Annotated in this window: 16 protein-coding genes; 8 read left to right on the forward strand and 8 right to left on the reverse strand. The window is 71.9% G+C overall.

Annotation, left to right across the window (positions count from 1 at the left end; all coding sequences use genetic code 11):
* The first annotated feature begins 412 nt into the window (after nucleotides 1–412).
* A complete protein-coding gene (locus tag ACZ4O3_RS26245; protein ID WP_362720691.1) occupies nucleotides 413–862 on the forward strand; it encodes a PTS sugar transporter subunit IIA in 450 nt (149 codons plus the stop codon).
* Between the two features lie 95 nt (nucleotides 863–957).
* Nucleotides 958–2,628: a phosphoenolpyruvate--protein phosphotransferase gene (gene ptsP, locus ACZ4O3_RS26250; RefSeq protein ID WP_467724555.1), complete on the forward strand. Its 1,671-nt coding sequence runs from the start codon at nucleotides 958–960 to the stop codon at nucleotides 2,626–2,628.
* A gap of 71 nt (nucleotides 2,629–2,699) precedes the next feature.
* Here the strand turns inward: ptsP and ACZ4O3_RS26255 are convergent, their stop codons facing one another.
* Nucleotides 2,700–3,593 carry a hypothetical protein gene (locus ACZ4O3_RS26255; protein WP_467724557.1) on the reverse strand — a complete coding sequence of 298 codons (894 nt, stop codon included), beginning with the start codon at nucleotides 3,591–3,593 and terminating at the stop codon, nucleotides 2,700–2,702.
* Between the two features lie 97 nt (nucleotides 3,594–3,690).
* Nucleotides 3,691–5,658, reverse strand: a complete 1,968-nt coding sequence (locus ACZ4O3_RS26260; RefSeq protein WP_467724558.1) for an acetoacetate--CoA ligase — start codon at nucleotides 5,656–5,658, stop codon at nucleotides 3,691–3,693.
* A gap of 212 nt (nucleotides 5,659–5,870) precedes the next feature.
* On the opposite strand from ACZ4O3_RS26260, the gene ACZ4O3_RS26265 reads away from it, so the two are divergent.
* Nucleotides 5,871–8,231: a glycoside hydrolase family 31 protein gene (locus ACZ4O3_RS26265; RefSeq protein WP_467724560.1), complete on the forward strand. Its 2,361-nt coding sequence runs from the start codon at nucleotides 5,871–5,873 to the stop codon at nucleotides 8,229–8,231.
* A 10-nt stretch (nucleotides 8,232–8,241) separates the two neighbouring features.
* On the opposite strand, the gene ACZ4O3_RS26270 is transcribed toward ACZ4O3_RS26265, so the two are convergent.
* Nucleotides 8,242–8,775 (reverse strand): NUDIX domain-containing protein, encoded by a 534-nt coding sequence (locus ACZ4O3_RS26270; protein WP_362732311.1) that lies wholly within the window; start codon nucleotides 8,773–8,775, stop codon nucleotides 8,242–8,244.
* A gap of 200 nt (nucleotides 8,776–8,975) precedes the next feature.
* Here ACZ4O3_RS26270 and ACZ4O3_RS26275 point away from each other — a divergent pair, with 200 nt between their 5' ends.
* From ACZ4O3_RS26275 to glpK, 5 genes are all read left to right on the forward strand, one after another.
* Nucleotides 8,976–9,407 (forward strand): Zn-ribbon domain-containing OB-fold protein, encoded by a 432-nt coding sequence (locus ACZ4O3_RS26275; RefSeq protein WP_467724561.1) that lies wholly within the window; start codon nucleotides 8,976–8,978, stop codon nucleotides 9,405–9,407.
* Nucleotides 9,404–10,594, forward strand: coding sequence for a lipid-transfer protein (locus tag ACZ4O3_RS26280; RefSeq protein WP_467724563.1), 1,191 nt, complete (start codon nucleotides 9,404–9,406; stop codon nucleotides 10,592–10,594). Before ACZ4O3_RS26275 ends, ACZ4O3_RS26280 begins: the two co-directional genes overlap by 4 nt.
* A gap of 112 nt (nucleotides 10,595–10,706) precedes the next feature.
* Nucleotides 10,707–12,350, forward strand: coding sequence for a GGDEF domain-containing protein (locus tag ACZ4O3_RS26285; protein WP_362727321.1), 1,644 nt, complete (start codon nucleotides 10,707–10,709; stop codon nucleotides 12,348–12,350).
* A gap of 306 nt (nucleotides 12,351–12,656) precedes the next feature.
* Entirely contained in the window at nucleotides 12,657–13,394 is a 738-nt protein-coding gene (locus ACZ4O3_RS26290) for an MIP/aquaporin family protein (RefSeq protein WP_362727319.1), read from the forward strand.
* Between the two features lie 69 nt (nucleotides 13,395–13,463).
* The gene (gene glpK, locus ACZ4O3_RS26295; RefSeq protein WP_467724565.1) at nucleotides 13,464–14,981 is read left to right on the forward strand and encodes a glycerol kinase GlpK; all 1,518 of its coding nucleotides are present in this window, start codon (nucleotides 13,464–13,466) and stop codon (nucleotides 14,979–14,981) included.
* A gap of 62 nt (nucleotides 14,982–15,043) precedes the next feature.
* Here the strand turns inward: glpK and ACZ4O3_RS26300 are convergent, their stop codons facing one another.
* From ACZ4O3_RS26300 to ACZ4O3_RS26320, 5 genes are read right to left on the reverse strand one after another with little or no spacing between them, the layout of a single operon-like run.
* On the reverse strand, nucleotides 15,044–15,649 hold the full coding sequence (locus ACZ4O3_RS26300) for a GTP-binding protein (RefSeq protein WP_362726787.1): 606 nt from the start codon (nucleotides 15,647–15,649) through the stop codon (nucleotides 15,044–15,046).
* Nucleotides 15,630–19,247, reverse strand: coding sequence for a hydantoinase B/oxoprolinase family protein (locus ACZ4O3_RS26305; RefSeq protein WP_467724566.1), 3,618 nt, complete (start codon nucleotides 19,245–19,247; stop codon nucleotides 15,630–15,632). The genes ACZ4O3_RS26300 and ACZ4O3_RS26305 overlap by 20 nt, the downstream gene beginning before the upstream one ends.
* A gap of 24 nt (nucleotides 19,248–19,271) precedes the next feature.
* Nucleotides 19,272–19,667: a DUF742 domain-containing protein gene (locus ACZ4O3_RS26310; protein ID WP_362726792.1), complete on the reverse strand. Its 396-nt coding sequence runs from the start codon at nucleotides 19,665–19,667 to the stop codon at nucleotides 19,272–19,274.
* 9 nt (nucleotides 19,668–19,676) lie between these two features.
* Nucleotides 19,677–20,111 carry a roadblock/LC7 domain-containing protein gene (locus tag ACZ4O3_RS26315; RefSeq protein WP_362726795.1) on the reverse strand — a complete coding sequence of 145 codons (435 nt, stop codon included), beginning with the start codon at nucleotides 20,109–20,111 and terminating at the stop codon, nucleotides 19,677–19,679.
* On the reverse strand, nucleotides 20,108–22,942 hold the full coding sequence (locus ACZ4O3_RS26320) for a nitrate- and nitrite sensing domain-containing protein (RefSeq protein WP_467724567.1): 2,835 nt from the start codon (nucleotides 22,940–22,942) through the stop codon (nucleotides 20,108–20,110). Before ACZ4O3_RS26320 ends, ACZ4O3_RS26315 begins: the two co-directional genes overlap by 4 nt.
* Between the last annotated feature and the right edge of the window lie 100 nt (nucleotides 22,943–23,042).

A 23,042-nucleotide genomic window follows, 5' to 3' on the forward strand; every position in this document is an offset into this window, starting at 1 on the left:
TGGCGTTGACTTTTGGCACGCTGTTGAGTTCTCAAGGAACGGTCGCTTCCTTTGTACTCACCCTCTCGGGCTTTCCTCCGGGCTTCCCTTCGGTGCTCCAAACTCTATCAGTGTTTTCCCGGCCCCCTGACCACCCTCCCGCAGACATGCGGAAGATGATCCCGAGTTGAGGATCTGACGAATTTGGGTGCTGCCCACCGAGAACGCTCTATCGCGCCGCTCGGTCTCAGGCAGGGGTACGACTGTACACGGAGGTTCGGAGGGCGTGCAAATCGATTTGGCTGGTGGTCTAGACCACTTGATGGTAGCTTCCATGCGGAACCGCCACTTCATCTGACATACGCTGCTGCTCAGTGCCGTCCGGAACAGGCAGTGACGGCCCATGAGCAGCGCCATCTCCGGGAGGCTTCCCATGACCACCGTGACGTCCCCTCTGGCAGGACGCGCCATCGGACTGGCCGCCGTGCCGGATCCGGTCTTCTCCGGGGCCATGGTCGGCCCGGGCACAGCCATCGACCCCGCGCGCGAGCCTTCCGAGGTCGTGGCACCGGTGGACGGTGTCATCGTCTCCCTGCACCCGCACGCGTTCGTCGTCGTCGACGACAGCGGCCACGGTGTGCTCACCCACCTCGGTATCGACACGGTGCAGCTCAACGGTCAGGGCTTCGAGCTTCTCGTCAACAAGGGCGACACCGTGACCCGCGGCCAGGGCGTCATCCGCTGGAACCCGGCCGAGGTGGAAGCCGCCGGCAAGTCCCCGGTGTGCCCTGTCGTGGCGCTGGAGGCCACGGCCGACTCCCTCTCCCACGTCCGTGACGACGGGGACGTGAAGGCCGGCGACAGCCTCTTCGTCTGGAACTGACGCCCCCACGCCGTCCCGTCGCACGACGGAGGCAACGGCGACCAGACAACCACCGCGGCGGCGGGACCCGCCGCACCTATTCGGAGACGGGTGAGATGGAGACAACGCTGCGAGGCGTCGGCGTGAGCCACGGTGTGGCGATCGGCGAGGTTCGGCACATGGGAACGGCGGTGCTGGAGCCGCCTGCCAAGCAGATCCCGGCGGAAGAGGCGAAGCGCGAGCCCGCGCGTGCCCGGCAGGCCGTGGACGCGGTGGCCGCCGACCTGATGGCGCGCGGCAACCTGGCCGGCGGTGAGGCCCAGGCGGTGCTCGAGGCGCAGGCCATGATGGCCCAGGACCCCGAGCTGATGGCCGACGTGGAGCGCCGGATCGCCGTCGGCAGCACCGCCGAGCGTGCTGTGTACGACGCGTTCGCCGCGTACCGCGAACTGCTGGCCGGAGCCGGTGAGTACCTGGCCGGCCGGGTGGCCGACCTGGACGACGTGCGGAATCGTATCGTCGCCCGGCTGCTGGGGGTTCCGATGCCGGGTGTGCCGGACAGCGACGAGCCGTACGTGCTGGTCGCGCGTGATCTGGCGCCGGCGGACACCGCTCTTCTGGACCCAACCCTGGTGCTCGGTTTCGTGACCGAGGAGGGCGGGCCGACCAGTCACAGCGCGATCCTGGCTCGGGCGCTCGGGGTGCCGGCCGTGGTGGCGCTGCCCGGTGCCGGTGAGCTTGTCGAGGGCACGGTGATCGCCGTCGACGGCAGCACCGGCGACGTCTTCGTGAACCCGAGTGCGGAGAAGAAGGCCGAACTGGAGGCCGCGGCCGCCGCACGCAAGGCCGCGCTGACCGCCTCGACCGGTCCGGGTGTCACCGCCGACGGGCACAAGATGCCGCTGCTGGCCAACGTGGGTGGACCGGCTGATGTGCCGGCGGCCGTGGCGGCGGGTGCCGAGGGTGTGGGTCTGTTCCGCACCGAGTTCCTGTTCCTGGACGACAGCAAGAACGCGCCGTCGGAGGAGAAGCAGGTCGAGGCCTACCGCCAGGTCCTGGAGGCGTTCCCGGAGGGCCGGGTCGTCGTGCGGGTGCTGGACGCGGGTGCGGACAAGCCCCTGGACTTCCTGACTCCGGCGGACGAGCCCAACCCGGCACTGGGCGTGCGTGGTCTGCGGACGCTGCTGGACCACCCCGACGTGCTGCGCACACAGTTGACCGCGCTGGCGAAGGCGGCCGAGGGGCTGCCCGTCTACCTCGAGGTCATGGCGCCCATGGTGGCGGACCGTACCGACGCCAAGGCGTTCGCCGACGCCTGCCGTGCGGCGGGGTTGCGGGCCAAGTTCGGCGCGATGGTGGAGATACCGTCGGCCGCGCTGCGGGCGCGTTCGATCCTCCAGGAGGTCGAGTTCCTGTCGTTGGGCACGAACGACCTGGCGCAGTACACGTTCGCCGCGGACCGCCAGGTCGGTGCGGTGTCCCGGCTGCAGGACCCGTGGCAGCCCGCGCTGCTCGACCTGGTCGCGCTGTCCGCCGAGGCGGCGAAGGCCGAGGCCAAGAGCTGTGGTGTCTGTGGCGAGGCCGCGGCCGATCCGCTGCTGGCGTGTGTGCTGACGGGTCTGGGTGTCACCTCTCTCTCCATGGGTGCGGCGTCGATTCCCTACGTCCGGGCGACCCTGGCCAAGTACACGCTGGCCCAGTGCGAGCGGGCCGCTTCGGCCGCGCGTGCCGCGGACAGCGCGGACGAGGCCCGGGCGGCGGCCCAGGCGGTGCTGTCCGGCGAGTAGCCGGGCGCGGCCCTGATCGGTCTGTCCTTCCGGGGGCGCTCCACCTGCGGGTGGGGCGCCCCCGCTGCGTTTCAGTGGTGGTGGCCCGGTGCCGTCTCCTGGTCGCCCAGGTCGGGTGGTGCGCAGTAGTCGACGCCGGATTCCGGGGAGACGAGGTCACCTGATTCCACGTCGGTGCAGTAGGCGTCGAAGACCTCGGCGGCGGAGAGGGGGACGAGGCGGTCGCCGCGCACGCGCCAGCCGTAGACGCGGTCGGCGGTGCCGGGTGCGCTGGTGCGCATGACGAGTCCGCCGGGGCTGCGGGTGGCGAGGCCGAGGGCCAGGACGCTGGTGAATTCGAGGACTTCCGCCTCGTCGAGGCGGGTGGTGCCCTCGCTGTCCTGGTCGGCGTGGAGCACGGTGACCAGCGTTTCGGCTGCTCCGGAGACGCTGCACACGAGGTGCCGGTCGCCTGCCGGGGCGGTGTTCAGGATGCGGGCGAGGAGGTGGGAGGCACGGGCGAAGGCCGCGCGCCCGATGTCCTCGCCGCAGGTGGGGCAGGGGCCCAGGCGGGCCAGGAGGGTGCTGGCGTACTCCCAGGTGGCCTGGCGTACCGCTTCGTCGATGAGGTCGGGGACGAGGTCGGTGAGGGGGCGGCCGTCGTAGGGGACGGTGGCGCCGGTGGCCGCGAGCCCGGCGGTGAAGCGGGTGCGGGTCGCGGGGTTGTCCGGGTCGAGTCCGGTGTCCGTGCAGAACTCGGCGTACTCCTCGGGGTCGAAGAGGGCGAGTGTGGTGTGGGTGCCCTCCGCGGCGCGGGTCCGGAGGAGGGCCTCGATCTGTTCCAGGTAGGTGGGATGGTCGTCGAAGGTGAAGGTGCGGTAGCGCCGCATGGCGCTGAAGTCGTGTTCGTCGGTGAGCAGGCCGATGGTGCCGGCGATCTCGCGGCGCAGGACGCGTCGCATGGCCCGGTGGTCGGTGTGCGCCATGTTTCCCCCTGTGAGCAGTCGATCAATGCTCACTCACAGTAACCAGCGGCACTGACAATCGATGAGGGGTGACAGCGGGTGGGGGCCCCGGGGAAGGTCAGGCGCGCTTGCGGGCCAGTTCCTCGTAGAAGTTCAGCAGGTCGAGGTTGTCGATGGAGCCGGGGTTGACGGCCTTGTCCAGGGGCGCGCCCTGGAGGAGTCGCTTGACCGGGACCTCGATGCGCTTGCCGGTGAGGGTGTGCGGGACGCCGGGGACCTCGATGACCTCGTCGGGGACGTGGCGCGGCGAGAGCTGTTCGCGGATGGCCTGTTTGATGCGGTTCAGGAGGGCCTCGTCGAGGACTGCGCCCGGGGCCAGATGGACGAAGAGGGGCATCCAGTAACCGCCGTCGGGCTGTTCGATGCCGATGACGAGGGATTCCCTGATCTCGGGCAGCCGCTCGACGACCTCGTAGATGTCGGCCGAGCCCATCCGTACGCCCTGGCGGTTGAGCGTGGAGTCGGAACGGCCGTGGATGACCACCGAGCCGCGGGAGGTGACGGTGATCCAGTCGCCGTGCCGCCAGACCCCGGGATACATGTCGAAGTAGCTGTCGTGGTAGCGGCTGCCGTCGGGGTCGTTCCAGAAGTGGACCGGCATGGAGGGCATGGGGTTGGTGACGACCAGTTCGCCGACCTCGTCGATGACGGGGTTGCCGTCCGGGTCCCAGGCCTGGAGATCGGTACCGAGGCCGGGTGCCTGGAGTTCGCCGGTGTGGACGGGGAGGGTGGGGACGGCGCCCGCGAAGCAGGAGCACACGTCGGTGCCGCCGCTGACCGAGGCGATCCACAGGTCGTCGCGGACTTCGTCGTGCAGCCAGCGGAAGCCGTCCGGGGGCAGTGGTGAACCGGTGGTGGCGACGCACTGCACCGTGGACAGGTCGAAGTCGCGGGCGGGGTGCACGCCGGCCTTGCGGCAGGCCATCACGTAGGCGGCGGAGGTGCCGTAGAGAGTTGCTCCGGTGCGTTCGGCGACCCGCCACTGGGCGCCGGTGTCGGGGTATCCCGGGCTGCCGTCGTACAGAACGATCGTGGTGCCGGTGAGGAGGCCGGAGACGAGGAAGTTCCACATCATCCAGCCGGTGGAGGTGTACCAGAAGAACCGGTCCTCGGGGCCCAGGTCGCAGTGCAGGCCGAGCTGTTTGAGGTGTTCGACCAGGATGCCGCCCTGGGACTGGACGATGGCCTTGGGCAGGCCGGTGGTGCCGGAGGAGTACAGCACCCACAACGGGTGGTCGAAGGGCACCTGTTCGAACTCGGGCTCGGTGCCGGCGGAGGTCAGGGCCGACCAGTCGAGGGCGCCTTCGGGGGCGGGGGTGCCGAGCAGCGGGATGTGGACGACGGCGCGCAGGGTGGGCAGTTCGCGGCGGAGTTCGGCGACGGTCTCGCGGCGGTCGTGTTCCTTGCCGCCGTAGCGGTAGCCGTCGACGGTGAACAGGACGACGGGTTCGACCTGCTGGAAGCGGTCCAGGACGCTGCGGGCGCCGAAGTCGGGCGCGCAGGAGGTCCAGACGGCGCCCACGGCCGCGGTGGCGAGGAGGGCGACGACGGCCTGCGGGATGTTCGGTAGGTAGCCGCTGACGCGGTCGCCGGGGCGGACGCCGAGGGCGCGGAGTTCGGCCGCCAGCGAGCCCACCTGGCGGCGCAGTTCGGACCAGGTGACCGGGAGCGGTTCATGGGTCTCGTCGACGTACAGGAGCGCTGGTTCGTCCGCGCGGGTGGCGGCGGCGCGCAGGGCGTGCTCGGCGTAGTTCAGCGTCGCGCCGGGGAACCATCGTGCGCCGGGCATCGCGCGGTCGCCGAGCACGCGCGCGTAGGGCGTGGCGAACCGGACGTCGAACCACTCCGTGACGGCCTTCCAGAACGTCTCCAGGTGGTCGACGGACCAGCGGTGCAGGGCCGGGTACCCGCCCTCGGCGGGGGCTCCGTGGTGTTCCGCCGCCCAGGACTGGAACCTGGTGATGTGCGCCTGGGCGATCCGTTGCGGATCGGGCTGCCAGAGCGGCTTGGGGTTCGCGGTCGACATGGGGCGGCTCCCGGGCTTCTGCGCTGGTGTGCGTCGGGCGCGCACGGGCTGGGGTGTGCGCGTACGCGGCTGACAGGGACGATGCCATGTGATCGACTTCTGCACCAGGGTGCGCTCCACATGGTCCGTGTCGTGAAGATGTGGTCCCGGCACGGGTGAACGGCAGTTGAACGGCACACGCGTGTGGAGCGCTGAGTGGCAGGGTGAGCAGCATGGACGGTCGTGACCTGGTGCGTTCGGTGAGAGTGGTCGGTTCGAGGAATGCGGCTCAGGGGTTGCGTACCGTACGGGCGGCATGGCGCAGGAGGCGGATCGACGCCGCCGGGCTGCCCTCGCGGGGGGTCGAGCGGGCCCGGGTGCCGGGGCCGGTGCAGGAGGCGGTGCCGGGGCCGGGCGGCGGTGTGATCCGCTTCAGCCGGTCCGAGCTGCGGATCACGGTCGCGGTCAACGGCGCGGTCTTCTGGGGCTGGGACGGGGCGGCTCCGGAGCCGTCGTACGCGCTGGCGGGGCGCTGTCCGGAGCCGGACCCGCGGGCGGTCCTCGAACCGGACACGGACGGCGGCTGGCGGGTGGTGGCGGAGCGGGTGACGGTCAGCGTCTCGCGGCACGGGGCGGTGGAGGTGTGCACGCCCGGTGGTGTGATGCTGCGGCGGGACCTGCCGCCCCGCTGGTGGGAACCGGTGGACGGGGGGCCGGCCCGGTGGGTGCAGCGGTCGGAGGTCGCCGCGGACGCGCGGTTCTTCGGTCTCGGCGGGCGCGCTGGGGGGCCGCGGTTGCGCGACGGCACGTACCGGCTGTGGAACACCGATCCCGGCCGTGCCTTCGGGCCCGGTGACGATCCGCTGTACGTCACCATGCCGGTGCAGCTGGTGGTGGCGGACGCGGGCGCGCATCTGGTGTTCCACGACACCTCGTGGGACGGCACGGTGAGCCTCCGGGAGGGTGAGGAAGGTGCCGGTTCCGGTCATGACCGGACCGGGCGGTGCGAGGTGCGGATGGACGGCGGTCCGCTGCGCTGCTGGGTGATGGCGGGCACGCCCGCGCGCGTGCTGCACGCGTGGGCCTCGCTCACCGGCGCGCCCGCGCTGCCGCCGGCGTGGGCGCTGGGCCATCACCACGCGCGCTGGGGGTTCGGCAGCGAGCAGGAGGTGCGGCGGATCGTCGGCGGGTACCAGGAGCGCGGGCTGCCGCTGGACGCCGTCCATCTGGACATCGACCACTACGACGCCCATCAGGTGTTCACCGTGGACCACGAGCGCTTCCCGAAGCTGCCGACGCTGGCGGAGGAGCTGCGGCGGGACGGGATCCGGCTGGTGTCGATCGTCGACCCGGCGGTGAAGGCAGCGCCGGGCAACGCGGTCTACGACAGCGGGACGGGCGTCGACGCCTTCGTCCGGGATCCGTCGGGGCGGCCGGTGGAGGGCGTGGTGTGGCCCGGCGAGGCGGTCTTTCCCGACTTCACGCACGCGCGCGTGCGCAAGTGGTGGGGCGGGCTGTACGAGGAGCGGCTCGCGCTCGGGTTCGCCGGGTTCTGGCACGACATGAACGAGCCGACGTCCTTCACCGCCTTCGGTGAGTCCACGCTGCCGCGTGCCGCGCGGCACGCCCTGGAGGGGCGTGGCGGGGACCACCGGGAGGCGCACAACGTCTATGCGCTGTGCATGGCACGGGCGGCCTACGAGGGGTTGCGTGAACTGGCCCCCAGGGAGCGGCCGTTCCTGTTCTCCCGCGCGGGCTGGGCCGGTATGCAGCGGTACGGGGGCACCTGGTCGGGTGACGTCGCAACCGGCTGGCCGGGGCTGCGCGCGTCCCTGTCCCTGGTACTGGGGCTCGGGCTGTGCGGAGTGCCGTACTCCGGGCCGGACGTGGGCGGTTTCGACGGGAGCCCGTCGCCCGAGCTGTTCCTGCGCTGGTTCCAGCTGGGCGCCTACCTGCCGCTGTTCCGCACGCACGCGAGCATGCGGGCGGGGCGCCGGGAGCCGTGGGAGTTCGGGGCCGAGGTGCTGGAGCACGCGCGCGTGGCGCTCCTGGAACGGCGGCGCCTGCTGCCGTACTTCATGACGCTGGCGCACCTGGCCCGGCGGACCGGCGCGCCTTATGTGCGGCCCCTGTGGTGGGGGGCGCCGGAGGACCGGGCGCTGCGCGACTGTGAGGACGCGTTCTTGCTCGGCGACGGGCTGCTGGTGGCTCCGGTGCTGGATCCGGGCGCCGACCGGCGTGCGGTGCAGCTGCCCCGGGGGCGCTGGTACGACATGCTGACGGAGCGGGTGTACGAGGGGCCGGGGCAGGTGCTCGTGGACGCCCCGCTGTCACGGATCCCGGTGCTCGCGCGCGCGGGTGCCGTCCTTCCCGTGCGGGACGACGACGGGAGTGTGCGGCTTGAGGTGTGGGCGCCCGCCCGGGGACGGACCGGGGGCGGGCTGTTCGTGCCGGACGCGGGCGACGGCTGGGACGAGCCGGAGATCGAGCGTTTCGTCGCCCGCTGGGAGGGCCGGCGGGTGGTGGTGAGGCGGGAGGGGGACGACGGCGTGAGCGAACCGCCGTATCCGGTGCGCGTGCGGGGGCTGGGGTGAGCCGCGGGGCTCAGTAGCGGCCCTCGAACCACGCGCGTACGGCCACGCTGTGCAGCGGGAAGGCGAGTTCGTCGGGCCTGCGCAGCAGGTGCCAGCCCTCCGTCTCGTTGGTCGCCCCGGACGGCGGGAGTCCTTCCGCGGGACGTTCCGGGAGGAGCCCGAACAGCAGCAGGTGCCCGTCGGGGGAGCTCATGGCGTCGACGAGCCGTACGTCCCGTGCCGCCGCGTCGATGCCGGTCTCCTCCTTGAGCTCGCGTACGACGGCGTGCCGCCAGTCCTCGCGGTCGTCCACGAAGCCGCCGGGCAGCGCGATGCCTCCGCGCGCGGGGGCGACGGTCCGGGTGATGACGACCAGGGCGGTGCCCTTCGTGTCGTACACGGGCTGGAGGGCGATCGCCACCGGCAGGGGATTGCGGTAGGCGACGTGACCGCAGGCCGGGCAGGTGCGCGGCCAGCCGGAGACTCCCGCTCCGTAGGGCGCTCCGCAACTCGAACAGTGCGAGTCCGGAGCGGAGTTGGCAATTGGGTGCTGATTTTCGGACACGCGCGGACTTTATCCGATCACGGGAGCGACGTCTCACGGTCATGGGAACGCCTCGTTCCGGAAGTGAACCGACGCCCGCGGCCGCGACCGGACAGCGGGATGCGTTCCGGGGCGCAGCCTGCCCAATCGCGGCGGCCCGTGGCACACTTCTGACGAGCCGTCAGTTCTCATGCCCTGGAGGAGCTTTGTCGCGCACACGCATGGCTGCGGTCGAGGACTGGTTCACCGGCGAGGGGGACGGGTTCCGACTCCTGGGCACCCGTTGCGCGGCCTGCGCCTCGGTCTTCTTCCCGCGCGAGGACGCCCACTGCCGCAATCCCGGATGCGCGGGCGGTGATCTCGAAGAGGTCCCACTCTCCCGGCGCGGGCGGATCTGGTCGTACACCGACAGCCGGTACCGGCCGCCGTCACCCTACGTGAGTGATCCGGAACTTCCCTGGGAGCCGTACGCGTTGATCGCCGTGGAACTGGAGTCCGAGCGGATCGTGGTGCTGGGACAGGCGGTTCCCGGGATCACCGTCGCCGACCTGGCGGTGGGCATGGAGGTCGAGGTCGTCCCCGGAGTGCTGGGCGAGGACGCGGAGACGGCCTGGACGACCTGGCACTGGCGGCCGGCGGGGGTGACGGCATGACGGCGGACGTGGCGGTGCTCGGCGTGGGTATGCACCCCTGGGGCAAGTGGGGGCGCGGCTTCGTCGAGTACGGGACGGCGGCGGCCCGCGCGGCCCTGGCCGACGCGGGACTCCGGTGGCGGGACATCGGCTCCGTCGTGGGCGCGGACACGGTGCGCGGCGGGTATCCCGGCTATGTCGCGGGCGCGACTTTCGCCAGGGCGCTGGGCTGGCAGGGAGCACGGGTCACGAGCGTGTACGCGGCATGCGCGTCAGGGGCGCAGGCGGTCGCCGCGGCGCGGGCGCAGATCCTGGCGGGGCTCGCCGACGTGGTGCTCGTGGTGGGCGCGGACGCGGCGCCCAAGGGCTTCTTCCGGCCCGCCGGAGGAGACCGCCCCGAGGACCCCGACTGGCTGCGCTTCCGGCTGCTGGGCGCGACCAACCCCACGTACTTCGGGCTGTACGCGCGCCGGCGGATGGCCGTGTTCGGGGACACCCCGGAGGACTTCGCACTGGTCAAAGTGAAGAACGCGGCCCTGGGCGCACTCAATCCGTACGCCCGCTACCGCGCGCGGGTCACCGCCGAGCAGGTCGCCGCCTCCCAGGTGGTCGCCGATCCACTGCGGCTGCTGGACATCTGCGCGACCTCCGACGGCGGGGCCGCGCTGGTGCTGTCCAGCCTGGAGTTCGCGCGCCGGCACGGTGCCCTGCGGCCGGTGCGGATCCGGGCGGTGTCGACGGTCACCCCGCGCTACCCGAGCACGGTGCTGGACCTCCCGGACATCGCCACCGACTCCGCCGCCGCGGTCGAGCCCCCGGCCGAGTCCTTCCGGGCGTCGATCGCGCGGGCCGCCTACGAGGAGGCGGGCATCAGCCCCGAGGAGCTCTCCCTCGCGGAGGTGTACGACCTGTCCACCGCACTGGAGTTGCAGTGGTACGAGGATCTGGGACTGTGCGCCGAGGGCGAGGCGGCCAAGCTGCTGCGCGAGGGTGCGACGGCCCTGGGCGGGCGGACACCCGTCAACACCAGCGGCGGGCTCGCCTCCTTCGGGGAGGCCGTGCCGGCCCAGGCGATCGCCCAGGTCTGCGAGCTGACCTGGCAGTTGAGAGACGCGGCGGGCGACCGGCAGGTGGCGCACGCGCGCGTGGGGATGACGGCCAACCAAGGGCTGTTCGGACACGGCTCGTCCGTGATAGCCGTGCGCTGACGGCACGGGTGCGACAGCGGGGTTCGCACACACCGTGTGATCGCGTCGCATTGGTGCGTGAACGTCTTATGAACTGCCCTTGGGCGTACGCCGATGGCGTCATCATGCTCCCGTGCGCTCCTGGACGGATGCTCTCCGTTTCGCCTTCCAGCCGGTGGTCAATCTGACCACCGGCGGGATCGCCGCACTGGAGATCCTCGCCCGCCCCGAGACCGGCGACATCCTCGCCGAAGCCCGCCGCGACCCCGAACGCGACGCCGGACTGGCCGTGCTGGCGCTCCGGGCGGCGGCCCGCCAGGAGGCGCTGCTGCCGCTGCACATCAACGTGTTCGCGGCCACGCTCGCCGACCTGGGCTGCATCGGCCCGCTGCCCGGGGCCGTCCGCGAAGCCGGACGGATGCCCTGGGAGGTGACCCTGGACATCGTGCCGCCGTACACGCACGTGCCGCACCGGGCCCTGCTGGAGGCCGTGGCGACGCTGCGCGGCCAGGGCTTCAGGATCAGTGCCGACGGCATCGGCGACGGGGACGTACCTCTGCGGCTGCTCACCGACCTCTCCCCCGACCTGATCAAGCTGGACGCCTCGCTGCTCGGCCGGCCGGCCGCGGTGCGGGCCATGCGGACCCTGTGCGAGGAACTGGGCGCCCTGCTGGCCGTGGAGGGCGTGGAGACCGAGGTCCAGTACGCGGCCGCGCTGTCGGCCGGGGCCCAGCTGGGCCAGGGCGAGCTGTTCGCGCCCCCGGCCCGGATCCCGGTGGCGGACGTGTACCTTCCGCCGCGTTCGGCCGCCGCCGTGCTCCCGCCGCGCTCCGGGCCGTCCGTGCGGGAGTTCATCCGGCCCGCCGCCCTGCTGCCGGTCACCGCGTCCGCGTTGCAGGTGCGGGCCCTGCTGACCGGCTCCCCGGAGGTCTCCGGTGTCCTCCTGGTGGACCAGGCGGGCGCGCCGGTCCGTTCGGTGCACCGCTCCCGCTTCCTGCTGTCGATGTCCGGCCGCTACGGGCACGCCCTGTACGCCGACCGCCCGGCCTTCAAGCTGGGCGACGCCCCGCGCACGGTCGGTGTCGACGCCACCGCGTGGGAGGTCCTGGACGTGGTGGCCGTCGGCGGGCGGGACCGCACCTCGGACGACGTGGCGGTGGTCGACCGGCTCGGGCGCTGCGTGGGCGTCGTACGCCTCGCCGACCTGGTACGCGCCCTCGCCGAGACGCGCGTCGAGGAGGCGGCCGGGCTCAATCCGCTGACCCGGCTGCCCGGTTCGGACGCGATCACCGGCGAGACGGACCGGTGGATCGCGGAAGGCCGTGTCTTCGCCCTGAGCTGGCTGGACATCGACCACTTCAAGCAGGTCAACGACGCCGCCGGGTTCGCCGCGGGCGACGAGCTGATCCGGGCGGTGGCACAGGCGCTCCAGCACGCGGTGGCCGGGCACGCACGCGTGGGGCACATCGGCGGCGACGACTTCCTGGTCCTCGCCGACGAGGAGGGGCTGGGCCGGCTGGTGACCGACGTGCTCGACGCGCCCTGGTCCGCGGGCGGCCGTCCGGTCACGCTGTCCCTGGCCACCGTCGTGTGCGGCCCCGGCGGTGTGGCCGACCACCGGGAGGCGGCCTCGTCGCTCGCGCCGCTCAAGAAGGCGGCCAAGGCGCTGAACGGGGCGAGTTGGGTGCTGGGGCGGGCGGGACTGCCCGGGCACGAGATCCGGCGCGGCTCGGGCACGTATCCGGCCCAGGCCGGCTATGCGACGGTGGAGCCGTGAAGGCCGCCCTCCGGTGAGTTGCCTGTCATCGTTGCCGTCGGCGACCTTGACGCTCCCTGAGTGCCGGTGAAAACTTCCGGTGTCGGTCGACATCGCCGTACATTCTCGGCGTAATCAGGCACTGCGCCACGGGCCGCTCCTGTCCCGCGACCCGTTCCCCATGGGCGATTCGGCTGCTACGGCACGCTCGTCACTGACGCCGGGCGGGGCGCGGGACCTTCCCTGCCTTCGGCTGACGTCGCCCAGGGAACCGTTCCTGCTCAATGCGCCGGGGAAGATCCTCCGGCCAGCGCCCTAGGAGCCGCCATGAGCAACGGAGACATATTCGTCGGCGAAGTCATCGGCACGGCCATCCTGATCCTCTTCGGTGCCGGTGTCTGCGCCGCCGTCACCCTCAGGCACTCCAAGGCGAGAGCCGCGGGGTGGGTGGTGATCGCGTTCGGCTGGGGCTTCGGCGTCCTGGCCGGCGCCTACACCGCCGCTCCCCTCTCCGGCGGCCAGCTCAACCCCGCCGTCACCCTCGGCATCGCCGTCGACACCGGCGAGTGGGGCAAGGTCTGGGTCTACCTGCTCGGTCAGTTCGTCGGCGCGATCCTGGGCGCCGTTCTGACGTATCTGGTCTATCTGGCCCAGTTCCAGGCCAACGTGCCCGACGAGGACACCGCGGAGGAGCCGACCCCGACACTCGGCATCTTCGCCACCATCCCGGAGATCCGGAACCCGGTGGCCAACCTCATCACCGAGATCATCGCGACCATCGCGCTGGTCCTGCCGATCCTCGCGTTCGGACTGACCAAGGGGCTCGGTGAGTCCGGCACCACCGTGCTGATCGTCTCGCTGCTCGTCGTCGGGATCGGGCTGTCCCTGGGCGGGCCGACGGGCTACGCCATCAACCCGACGCGCGACCTCGGCCCCCGGATCGTGCACGCCTTCCTGCCGATCCCGAACAAGGGCACCTCCGACTGGGGCTACGCCTGGATCCCGGTCGTCGGGCCCCTGGTCGGCGGGGCGCTCGCGGGCCTCATCTACAACGTGGCCTTCTGAGACACGGCCTCCTCAACCGCGGCCCTCCGATCCCACGCAGCCTTCCGACCCAGCGACCAAGGGGTAGCCATGACGGACACCGCCGAGCGGTACGTCGCCGCGATCGACCAGGGCACCACGTCGAGCCGCTGCATCATCTTCGACCACGGCGGCGCGATCGTCGCCGTCGACCAGCGCGAGCACCGCCAGATCTTCCCGAAGCCGGGCTGGGTGGAGCACGACGCCACCGAGATCTGGTCCAAGGTGCAGGCCGTGGTGGCCGGGGCGCTCGCCAACGCGGGACTGCGCCCGGACCAGCTGAGCGCGCTCGGCATCACCAACCAGCGCGAGACGACGGTCCTGTGGGACCGCGCGACCGGCAAGCCCGTGCACAACGCGATCGTCTGGCAGGACACCCGTACCTCGGCCCTGTGCGCCGAACTCGGCGGCAGCGACGGCCAGGACCGCTTCCGCGACCAGACCGGACTGCCCCTGGCCAGCTACTTCTCCGGCCCCAAGGCGGCCTGGCTGCTGGACAACGTGCCCGGCCTCCGGAACCGGGCCGAGCGCGGCGAGATCGCCTTCGGGACCATCGACTCCTGGCTGATCTGGAATCTCACCGGCGGCACCGACGGCGGCCGGCACGTCACCGACGTCACCAACGCCGGGCGGACCATGCTGATGAACCTGGAGACCCTCCAGTGGGACGCCTCCATCCTGTCCGCGATGAACATCCCGGCGGCGGTCCTGCCGGAGATCAGGTCCTCCGCCGAGGTGTACGGCACCGCCGTGGGGCAGCTCGCCGGGGTGCCGGTGGCGTCCGCGCTGGGCGACCAGCAGGCGGCCGTCTTCGGGCAGGCCTGCTACGACGTCGGCACGGCGAAGAACACCTACGGGACCGGCAGTTTCCTGCTGCTCAACACCGGTGACCGGCCGGTGCCGTCCAAGAACGGGCTGCTGACGACCATGGGCTACAAGATCGGCGACGAGGCGCCGGTGTACTGCCTGGAGGGGGCGATCGCCATCACGGGCGCGCTCGTCCAGTGGTTCCGGGACCAGCTGGGCATCATCCGCTCGGCCGACGAGATCGAGACCCTGGCCGCGAGCGTCGACGACAACGGCGGCGCCTACATCGTGCCCGCCTTCTCCGGCCTGTTCGCGCCCTATTGGCGCTCGGACGCGCGCGGGGTCGTCACCGGCCTCACCCGGTACGTCACGAAGGCGCATCTCGCGCGCGCGGTGCTGGAGGCGACCAGCTGGCAGACGCGGGAGGTCGTGGACGCCATGTACCAGGACTCCGGGGTGCAGATCACGACCCTCAAAGTGGACGGCGGCATGACCGGCAACAACCTGCTGATGCAGCACCAGGCCGACGTCCTCGGGGTGCCGGTCATCCGGCCCCGGGTCTCCGAGACGACCTGCCTGGGCGCCGCCTACGCGGCGGGTCTCGCGACCGGCGTGTGGAACGACCTCGACGAGCTCAGGTCGCACTGGCAGAAGGACATGGAGTGGAGGCCGGCCATGGAGGCGTCGGTGCGCGACAGGGAGTACGCGAACTGGCGCAGGGCGGTGGAGAAGAGCTTCGGCTGGCTGGAGGACGGCGCGTAGCCGCCCGCCCCCGGACCACGGCCCGTACCCCGGTCGGCGGGGGTACGGGCCGTACCCGCGCGTCAGGTGCTGACGGTCCGGCGTCGGCCCGCCGCGTACGCCATCGCGTGCTGGACGACACCGATGAGGACCTGCTTGACCGACTCGCGGTCCCGGGCGTCGCACAGCAGGACCGGTACGTCCGGGTCGAGGTCGAGGGCCTTGCGGACCTCCTCGGCCGGGTAACGGTCCGCGTCCTCGAAGCAGTTGACACCGACCAGGAACGGTATGGAGCGCCGCTCGAAGTAGTCGACGGCGGCGAAGCAGTCCTCCAGGCGGCGCGTGTCGGCGAGCACGACAGCGCCCAGCGCGCCCTCGGACAGCTCGTCCCACATGAACCAGAACCGCTCCTGCCCGGGCGTGCCGAACAGGTACAGCACCAGGTCCTCGCGGAGGGTGATACGGCCGAAGTCCATGGCGACGGTGGTGGTGTGTTTGCCCTCGACGCCGTTGGTGTCGTCGACCGGTCGCCCGGCCTCGGTGAGCACCTCCTCGGTGCGCAGCGGTCTGATCTCGCTCACCGCGCCGACCAGCGTCGTCTTGCCCACGCCGAAGCCGCCGGCCACGAGGATCTTGAGCGTGACGGGCTCGACCGGGGGCTTGCCGCGCTCAGATCGCCCGAAGATCATCGATCTCTTCTCCTGCTTGATGGGTGTCGGGTGACGGGCTTCCGTATCCGCCGCCACCTGGGGTTTCGATGACCAGTACGTCGTCGGCGCCGACGTCCGCACTGTCACTGCCGCCGAGTTCGGTGACCGTCCCGTCGGCCCGCTCCACCCGGTTGGCACCGAGCGCGCCGGGTGCACCGCCGGCCATGCCGTACGGCGGGACACGGCGGTGCTGCGACAGGGTGGAGACGGTCATGGGTTCGAGGAAGCGGATGCGGCGCACCGCGCCGTCCCCGCCGTGCCAGCGGCCGGTGCCGCCGCTGCCCCGCCGAACGGCGAACTCGTCGAGGCGGACCGGCAGCCGCCACTCCAGGACTTCCGGGTCGGTGAGCCGGGAGTTGGTCATGTGGGTCTGTACGACGCTCGCGCCCGGAAAGCCGTCGCCCGCTCCGGATCCGGCGGCGACCGTCTCGTAGTACTGGTGACGGTCGTTGCCGAAGGTGACGTTGTTCATGGTGCCGGAGCCCTCGGCCTGGACCCCGAGCGCCGCGTAGAGGGCGCCGGTGATGGCCTGGGAGGTCTCGACGTTGCCCGCGACGACGGCGGCCGGCGGCTCGGGGGCGAGCATCGACCCGGGTGGTACGACGATGTCCAGGGGTCGCAGGCAGCCGTCGTTGAGCGGGATGTCGTCGGCGACCAGGGTGCGGAAGACGTACAGCACGGCCGCGTTGACGACGGCGAACGGGGCGTTGAAGTTGGTGTCCAGCTGCGCCGAGGTGCCCGTGAAGTCGACGGTCGCGCTCCGGTTGCCGCGGTCCACGCGCACGCGTACCCGGATGACTGCCCCGGAGTCGGTCTCGTAGGCGTACTCGCCGTCGTCCAGGGCGTCGATGACGCGGCGGACCGCCTCCTCGGCGTTGTCCTGGACGTGCCGCATGTAGGCCTGGACGACGTCGAGGCCGAACTCCTCGATCATGCGGCCGACTTCGTCGACGCCCTTGCGGTTGGCGGCGATCTGGGCGCGCAGGTCGGCGAGGTTGGTGCGGATGTTACGGGAGGGGTATCGGGCCCCGGCGAGCAGCCGGCGGGTCTCGGTCTCGCGGAACCGGCCCTTCTCGGAGAGCAGCCAGTTGTCGAAGAGGACGCCCTCCTCCTCGATGGTGCGGCTGTCGGCGGGCATCGAACCGGGGGCGATACCGCCGATCTCGGCGTGGTGGCCGCGGGAGGCGACGTAGAAGAGGATCCGGTCACCCTGCGTGGCGAAGACGGGGGTGATCACGGTGACGTCGGGCAGGTGGGTACCGCCGTGGTACGGGTCGTTGACGGCGTAGGTGTCGCCCGGGCGCATCGAGGTGCCGCGGCGGCGGATGACCTCTTTCACGCTGGTCCCCATGGAGCCCAGGTGGACGGGGATGTGCGGGGCGTTGGCCACCAGGTTCCCGTCCGGGTCGAACAGGGCGCAGGAGAAGTCAAGGCGTTCCTTGATATTGACGGACTGGGCCGTCGACTCCAGCCGGGCGCCCATCTGTTCGGCGATCGACATGAAGAGGTTGTTGAAGACCTCCAGCAGAACCGGATCGGCTTGCGTGTCGAGATCGGAACTCTGCGTGACCGCCGCGCGTTCCATGACCAGATGCCCGTCGTCGGTCGCCGCGGCCCGCCAGCCGTCGTCGACGACGGTCGTGGCCCCGGCCTCGGTGATGATCGCCGGGCCGGTGACGGACTCGCCGGGAGGAAGGCCCTCACGGCGGTGGAGGGGTACGTCGCGCCAGGCGCCGCCGGTGTGCAGGCGGACGCTTTCCGGGGCGACGCGGCGGCCTTCGTACGGGGCGAGGGCGGAGAGATCGGGGGGTCGGGTGATGCCGGTGGCTTCCACGGAGAGGGCTTCGACGACGACCGGGCGGTCGAGCGTGAAGGAGTACGTGGCGCGATGACGTTCTTCGAAGGCGTGTTTCATCGCGTCGGGTTCGGTGAGTTCGACGGTGAGGGTGGTGTCGGTGCCGTCGTAGCGGAGCTGGGCGCGGCGGGTGACGTCGATGCGGTCCTCGGGGACGTCCTCGGCGAGGAGTTCGGCGCGGGCCGCGGCCTCCAGGTCGTCGGCGGTCTTGCGGACGCCGGGCATGGCGGCGGGCTCCAGGGGGACCTCGACGGACTGTTCGCGCATGGCGGTGGTGTCGGCGAGGCCGATGCCGAGCGCGGACAGGAGACCCGCCATGGGCGGCACCAGGACGGTGCGGATACCGAGCGAGTCGGCGACCATGCACGCGTGCTGGCCGCCGGCCCCGCCGAAGGTGGTGAGGGCGTAGCGGGTGACGTCGTGGCCCTTCTGGACGGAGATCCGCTTCACGGCGTTGGCGATGTTGGCCACGGCGATGCTCAGGTAGCCCTCGGCGACCTGTTCCGGGGTCCGGTCGTCGCCGGTCCGCGCGCGGATCTCCCGCGCGAGGCCGGTGAAGTGGCCGCGCACGAGGCCGGCGTCGAGGGGCTGGTCGCCGTCGGGTCCGAACACATGGGGGAAGTGGGCGGGCTGGATCCGGCCGAGCATGACGTTGGCGTCGGTCACCGTGAGCGGGCCGCCGCCCCGGTAGGCGGCCGGCCCGGGGTCGGCGCCCGCCGAGTCGGGGCCGACCCGGTAGCGGGAGCCGTCGAAGTGCAGCACCGAGCCGCCGCCCGCCGCGACGGTGTGGATGTCCAGCATGGGGGCGCGCAGCCGGACGCCCGCGATCCGGGTGGTGAAGACCCGTTCGTACTCGCCCGCGAAGTGGGAGACGTCGGTGGAGGTGCCGCCCATGTCGAAGCCGATGACCCGGTGGAAGCCGGCGAGCTGCGACATCCGGGCCATGCCGACGATCCCGCCGGCCGGCCCGGACAGGACGGCGTCCTTGCCGCGGAACTGACCGGCCTCGGCGAGCCCGCCGTTGGACTGCATGAACATCAGCCGCACGCCTTCGAGCTCGTCGGCGACATGGCGGACGTAGCGGCGCAGGACGGGCGACAGGTAGGCGTCGACGACGGCGGTGTCGCCGCGCGGGACCAGCTTCATCAGCGGGCTGACCTCGCTGGACAGCGAGATCTGCGGGAAGCCGGTGCGGGCGGCCAGCTCGCCGATCGCCTGCTCGTGGGCGGGGTGCAGATGACTGTGCAGACAGACGACGGCGACGGCGCGGATCCCCTGGTCGTACGCCTCCTGGAGCGGGTCCGCCAGGGCGTCCAGGTCGGGTGCGCGCAGGACGGTGCCGTCGGCGGCGATGCGCTCGTCGGCCTCGACGACCCGTTCGTAGAGCAGGTCGGGCAGGACGATGCGGCGGGCGAAAATGTGGGGCCGGTTCTGGTAGGCGATGCGCAGGGCGTCGCGGAAGCCGCGGGTGATGACGAGCAGGGTGCGCTCGCCCTTGCGTTCCAGCAGTGCGTTGGTGGCGACCGTGGTGCCCATGCGGACGGCGTCGACCTGTTCGTCGGCGCCCTCGAGCAGCTCGCGTACGCCTGCCACCGCGGCGTCGGCGTACCGCGCGGGGTTGTCGGAGAGCAGTTTGTGGGTGAGCAGCCGGCCGTCCGGGCGCCGCGCGACGACGTCGGTGAACGTACCGCCGCGGTCGACCCAGAACTGCCAGCCTGTCACGTCACTTCTCCGCATCCGCGCCGGTCACAGCGCCCGGAGGCCGTTGATCACGTCGCGAAGGATACTCTCGTCCACCAGCTCGGCCGGGGGAACCGGGCGGTTGACGTGGACGAGTTCCCCGGCGACCAGGTCGCCGACGAGGACCCGGACCACTCCGATGGGCAGATCGAGTCCGGAGGCCAGCTCGGCGACCGACTGCGGGGTGTCACGGCAGAGCTCGACGATGTCCACGTGCTCCGGGGACAGCATCCGGTCGTCCTCCGGGTCGTCCGCGTGCGGCTCCGTGACGACCACCGCGATCAGGTCGAGGCGGTGCTGGGCCGCGCTGGTGGTGCGCCCCCGCGTCATGGCGTACGGACGGACGACCGGTCCGGCCTCGTCGTCGAACCAGTGACTTCTTCCCTGACCGTCTCCGCTCATGTCATCCCACTACCCGCCCGAGGGCAGATCGGTGCGTGGGGCGGACACCAGATGTGCGCCGACCCGCTTGACCAGGAGTGTCATCTCGTACGCGACCTGGCCCACGTCGGAGTCGGCGTCGGACAGGACGGCCAGGCAGCTGCCGTCGCCGGCCGCGGTGACGAACAGGAAGGCGTCGTCGAGCTCGACGACGGTCTGCCGGACGCTGCCCGCCTCGAAGTGGCGGCCCACGCCCTTGGCGAGGCTGTGGAAGCCGGAGGCGACGGCCGCCAGGTGCTCGCCGTCCTCTCTGGTGAGGTCCTTGGAGACACCGGTGGCCAGGCCGTCGCCGGAGAGCACCACGGCCTTGCGGATGCTGGCGACCCGGTCGACCAGGTCGTCCAGGAGCCAGTTCAGCTCGCCCTTGGTCGTCGCCGTGCGGCCGGTCGCCTTCGGATCGGTCATCGACCGTCCCCCTTAGTCGTTCCTTGTGCTGTGCCGTCCCCGGACCTGTCGCCCGCGGTGTTCTCCGCCCGGCCCCGCTGCCAGCCGCGCTGGAGCGAGGCCATGCGGCTGCGGACCTCGTCGGCGTCACGCTCGACGGGTTCCGGCTCGTGCCCGGCGGGTCGGGCCGGGTCCTGTCGCAGCTGTGGGGCCAGGTTGGCCTGTCGTACCCGCCTGGGCAGCGGCCGGGTGCCGGGTGCGGCCTCCGGGGGTGTAGTGCCGAGAGGCGGGACGGAGTCGTCGGTACCGCTGGCGGAGGCGGTCTCGGGGCGGCGGGTGCGCCGCGGCAGGGCGGGGGGCCCGGCGGGTTCGGCCGGGCCGGCCGCCTCGGGTGCCGTGCGCCGCTCGTCGTGGCCGGCCGGCCCGCCGGTGCGCTGCGGGGACGGGTCGGTGCGGCGGCGGGAGGGCAGCGGGGCGAGTCCGTGCGGTTCGGGCCGGCCCGTGTCCGCCGGGTCCCGCTCGTCCGGCCCTGCGCGGCGGGAGCGCTGCTCGCTGACGGGCTTGCCGTGCGAGCTGACCAGCTTGGGGGTACCCCGCCGGGACACCGGTACGGGGCCGCCGGGCCGTTCGTCGCGGAAGCCGTCCGCGGGGTCCGGGGTGGACTGCTGCAGCTCGCTCACGACGGGCGCGGTGTCGTCGTCGGCGCGGGCGAGGGAGCGGCCGGGGCGGAACAGGCCGCCGCGCTCGCTGTCCTCCTCGGTGAGGGCGCCCGGGAAGTCGTCGAACGCGTCCAGGTCGACCGGTGCCTCCAGCTCGACCGGTCCGCCCAGGAGAGCGGCCGGCAGCCCGGGGCGCTGCGCCGGCACCTGGGTGAGGGTGGTGGCGCGGCTCTCCTCGGCTTCGGTCTCCGTGGCGGGCCGGGGGCGGTCGAGGCGGAACCCGATCCCGTTGGTGTCGGGGATGTCGTCGGTCAGCAGCAGGTCGGGGATGAAGACGACTGCGGTGGTGCCTCCGTAGGGGGACGGCTGGAGCGAGACGCGGACGTTCTGGCGCTGCGCGAGGCGGCTGACCACGAACAGGCCGAGCCGGTCGGTGTCGGAGAGCTCGAACTCGGGGGTCTCGGCGAGCCGCAGGTTGGCGTCGAGGAGCGCCTCGGCCGCCATGCCGAGACCACGGTCGTGGATCTCCAGGGTGAAGCCGTTGGCGACCCGTTCGCCGAGGACCTGGACGGCGGTGTGCGGCGGCGAGAACACCGTGGAGTTCTCAAGGAGTTCGGCCACGAGGTGGGTGAGGTCGGCGACCGCGGGGCCGGTGACGGCGACGCGGGGCAGCCGGCGGACCTCGATGCGCTCGTAGTCCTCGACCTCGGCCACGGCGGCACGCACCACGTCCATCAGCTGGACGGGGCGGCGCCACTGCCGCGAGGGGGCGGCGCCGGAGAGGATCACCAGGCCCTCGGCATGCCGGCGCATGCGCGTGGTCAGGTGGTCGAGGCGGAAGAGGTCGGCGAGTTCGTCGGTGTCCTCGGTCCTGCGCTCCATGGTGTCGAGCAGGGTGAGCTGCTTGTGCAGCAGTACCTGGCTGCGGCGGGCGAGATTGACGAAGACCTCGGAGACGCCGGAGCGCAGTTCGGCCTGTTTGACGGCGGCCTCCACGGCGGCGCGCTGCAGGGTGTTGAGCGCCTGGCCGACCTCGCCGATCTCGTTCCTGTCGTACTCCAGGCGCGGGGCCTCGGTCTCCACGTCGACCTGTTCGCCCGCGGACAGCCGGCGCATCACACTCGGCAGCCGGATCCCGGAGGCCTCGTGCGCCTCCTGGCGCAGCAGCCGCAGGTCGCGGATGAGGCTTCGGCCGACCCGGACCGAGACGACCAGCGAGAAGAGCACGGCGACCAGGCCGAGGACACCGACGACGGCCGCCTGGACGATCACGCCGACGGCGACGGGCCGGATGCGGTCCTGGTAGCGGTCGCCGACCTGGTCGTCGAGGGCGCGCAGTTCCTCGAGCACAGTGCCGGCGGTGGTGTCCCAGCTCTTGGCGCTGACGTCGTTCGGCACACCGGATCCGGCGTCGGTCACGGACTGCTCCGCGGTCCGCAGCGGGGCGGTGGTGGCGTTCTTCCAGAAGCGGTCGAACCGGTCGCGTTCCGAGGACGGCAGCAGCGGCAGGCTGATGTCGTACAGGAGGGTGCGCTGGGCGACGAGGTCGGAGATCTCCCGGGTCTCGCCGCGGGTGAGCTTCCCGACCACGAGGGCGGAGCCGAGCAGGGCGTCCTCGCGGGAGAGGAGTTCGCGGGCGCGGGTGATGTTGACGAGGGCGCGGGCCTGCTTGTCCATCTCGACGTCGTCGATCCCGCCGAGGGAGGCGAGCAGCGTGTAGCAGGGGTCGACCACGCGGTTGTAGAGGTCGAGGGCCTGGGCGCGGCTGACGGTGCCCTGTTCGACGCTGTGACGCAGGGCCTCGATGCCCTCGAACGCGTCGAGCACGGCGGTGAGCCGTTCGGCGTCGTCGGCGCCCATGTCGTCACGGGTGCTCTGCTTCCCGGCGTTCTTCCGCAGTTCGGCGACGGCGCCGTCGGTGGCGGTGCGGGTGCGGTGCAGGGCGGCGAGTGCGTCGGCGGCGCGCGGGTCGGCGAGATAGACGAGGGTCTGCCGGCGTTCCTGCTGGAGGACCCGGGTGGTGTCCTCCGTGGGGTAGGCGATGTCCTCGACGAGGTTCGACTCGTGGAACATCTGGGTGACCTCGCGCCCCGTGAGCACGGCCGCGAAGCCCCAGACGGCCGTCAGGGACACGAGCGGCACGAGAAGCAGCGCCACGATCTTCCGGCGGATCGACTTCCCGCGAAAGCGCATGGCCTCCCCCAGCTCGACCCCCGCCGGCCGGGGGTACACGTGTACGTCAACAAACGGCGCGAGCCTACTACCGCCACATGGATAACTCGAAGACGCGTCC

The organism is Streptomyces sp. NPDC026515 (genome assembly GCF_055567595.1).

Coding starts and splice junctions, on each gene's coding strand:
- ACZ4O3_RS26245 (WP_362720691.1), top strand. CDS start 413: ATGACCACCGTGACGTCCCCTCTGGCAGGACGCGCCATCGGACTGGCC.
- ptsP (WP_467724555.1), top strand. CDS start 958: ATGGAGACAACGCTGCGAGGCGTCGGCGTGAGCCACGGTGTGGCGATC.
- ACZ4O3_RS26255 (WP_467724557.1), bottom strand. CDS start 3,593: ATGGCGCACACCGACCACCGGGCCATGCGACGCGTCCTGCGCCGCGAG.
- ACZ4O3_RS26260 (WP_467724558.1), bottom strand. CDS start 5,658: ATGTCGACCGCGAACCCCAAGCCGCTCTGGCAGCCCGATCCGCAACGG.
- ACZ4O3_RS26265 (WP_467724560.1), top strand. CDS start 5,871: ATGGACGGTCGTGACCTGGTGCGTTCGGTGAGAGTGGTCGGTTCGAGG.
- ACZ4O3_RS26275 (WP_467724561.1), top strand. CDS start 8,976: ATGGCTGCGGTCGAGGACTGGTTCACCGGCGAGGGGGACGGGTTCCGA.
- ACZ4O3_RS26280 (WP_467724563.1), top strand. CDS start 9,404: ATGACGGCGGACGTGGCGGTGCTCGGCGTGGGTATGCACCCCTGGGGC.
- ACZ4O3_RS26290 (WP_362727319.1), top strand. CDS start 12,657: ATGAGCAACGGAGACATATTCGTCGGCGAAGTCATCGGCACGGCCATC.
- glpK (WP_467724565.1), top strand. CDS start 13,464: ATGACGGACACCGCCGAGCGGTACGTCGCCGCGATCGACCAGGGCACC.
- ACZ4O3_RS26300 (WP_362726787.1), bottom strand. CDS start 15,649: ATGATCTTCGGGCGATCTGAGCGCGGCAAGCCCCCGGTCGAGCCCGTC.
- ACZ4O3_RS26310 (WP_362726792.1), bottom strand. CDS start 19,667: ATGAGCGGAGACGGTCAGGGAAGAAGTCACTGGTTCGACGACGAGGCC.
- ACZ4O3_RS26315 (WP_362726795.1), bottom strand. CDS start 20,111: ATGACCGATCCGAAGGCGACCGGCCGCACGGCGACGACCAAGGGCGAG.
- ACZ4O3_RS26320 (WP_467724567.1), bottom strand. CDS start 22,942: ATGCGCTTTCGCGGGAAGTCGATCCGCCGGAAGATCGTGGCGCTGCTT.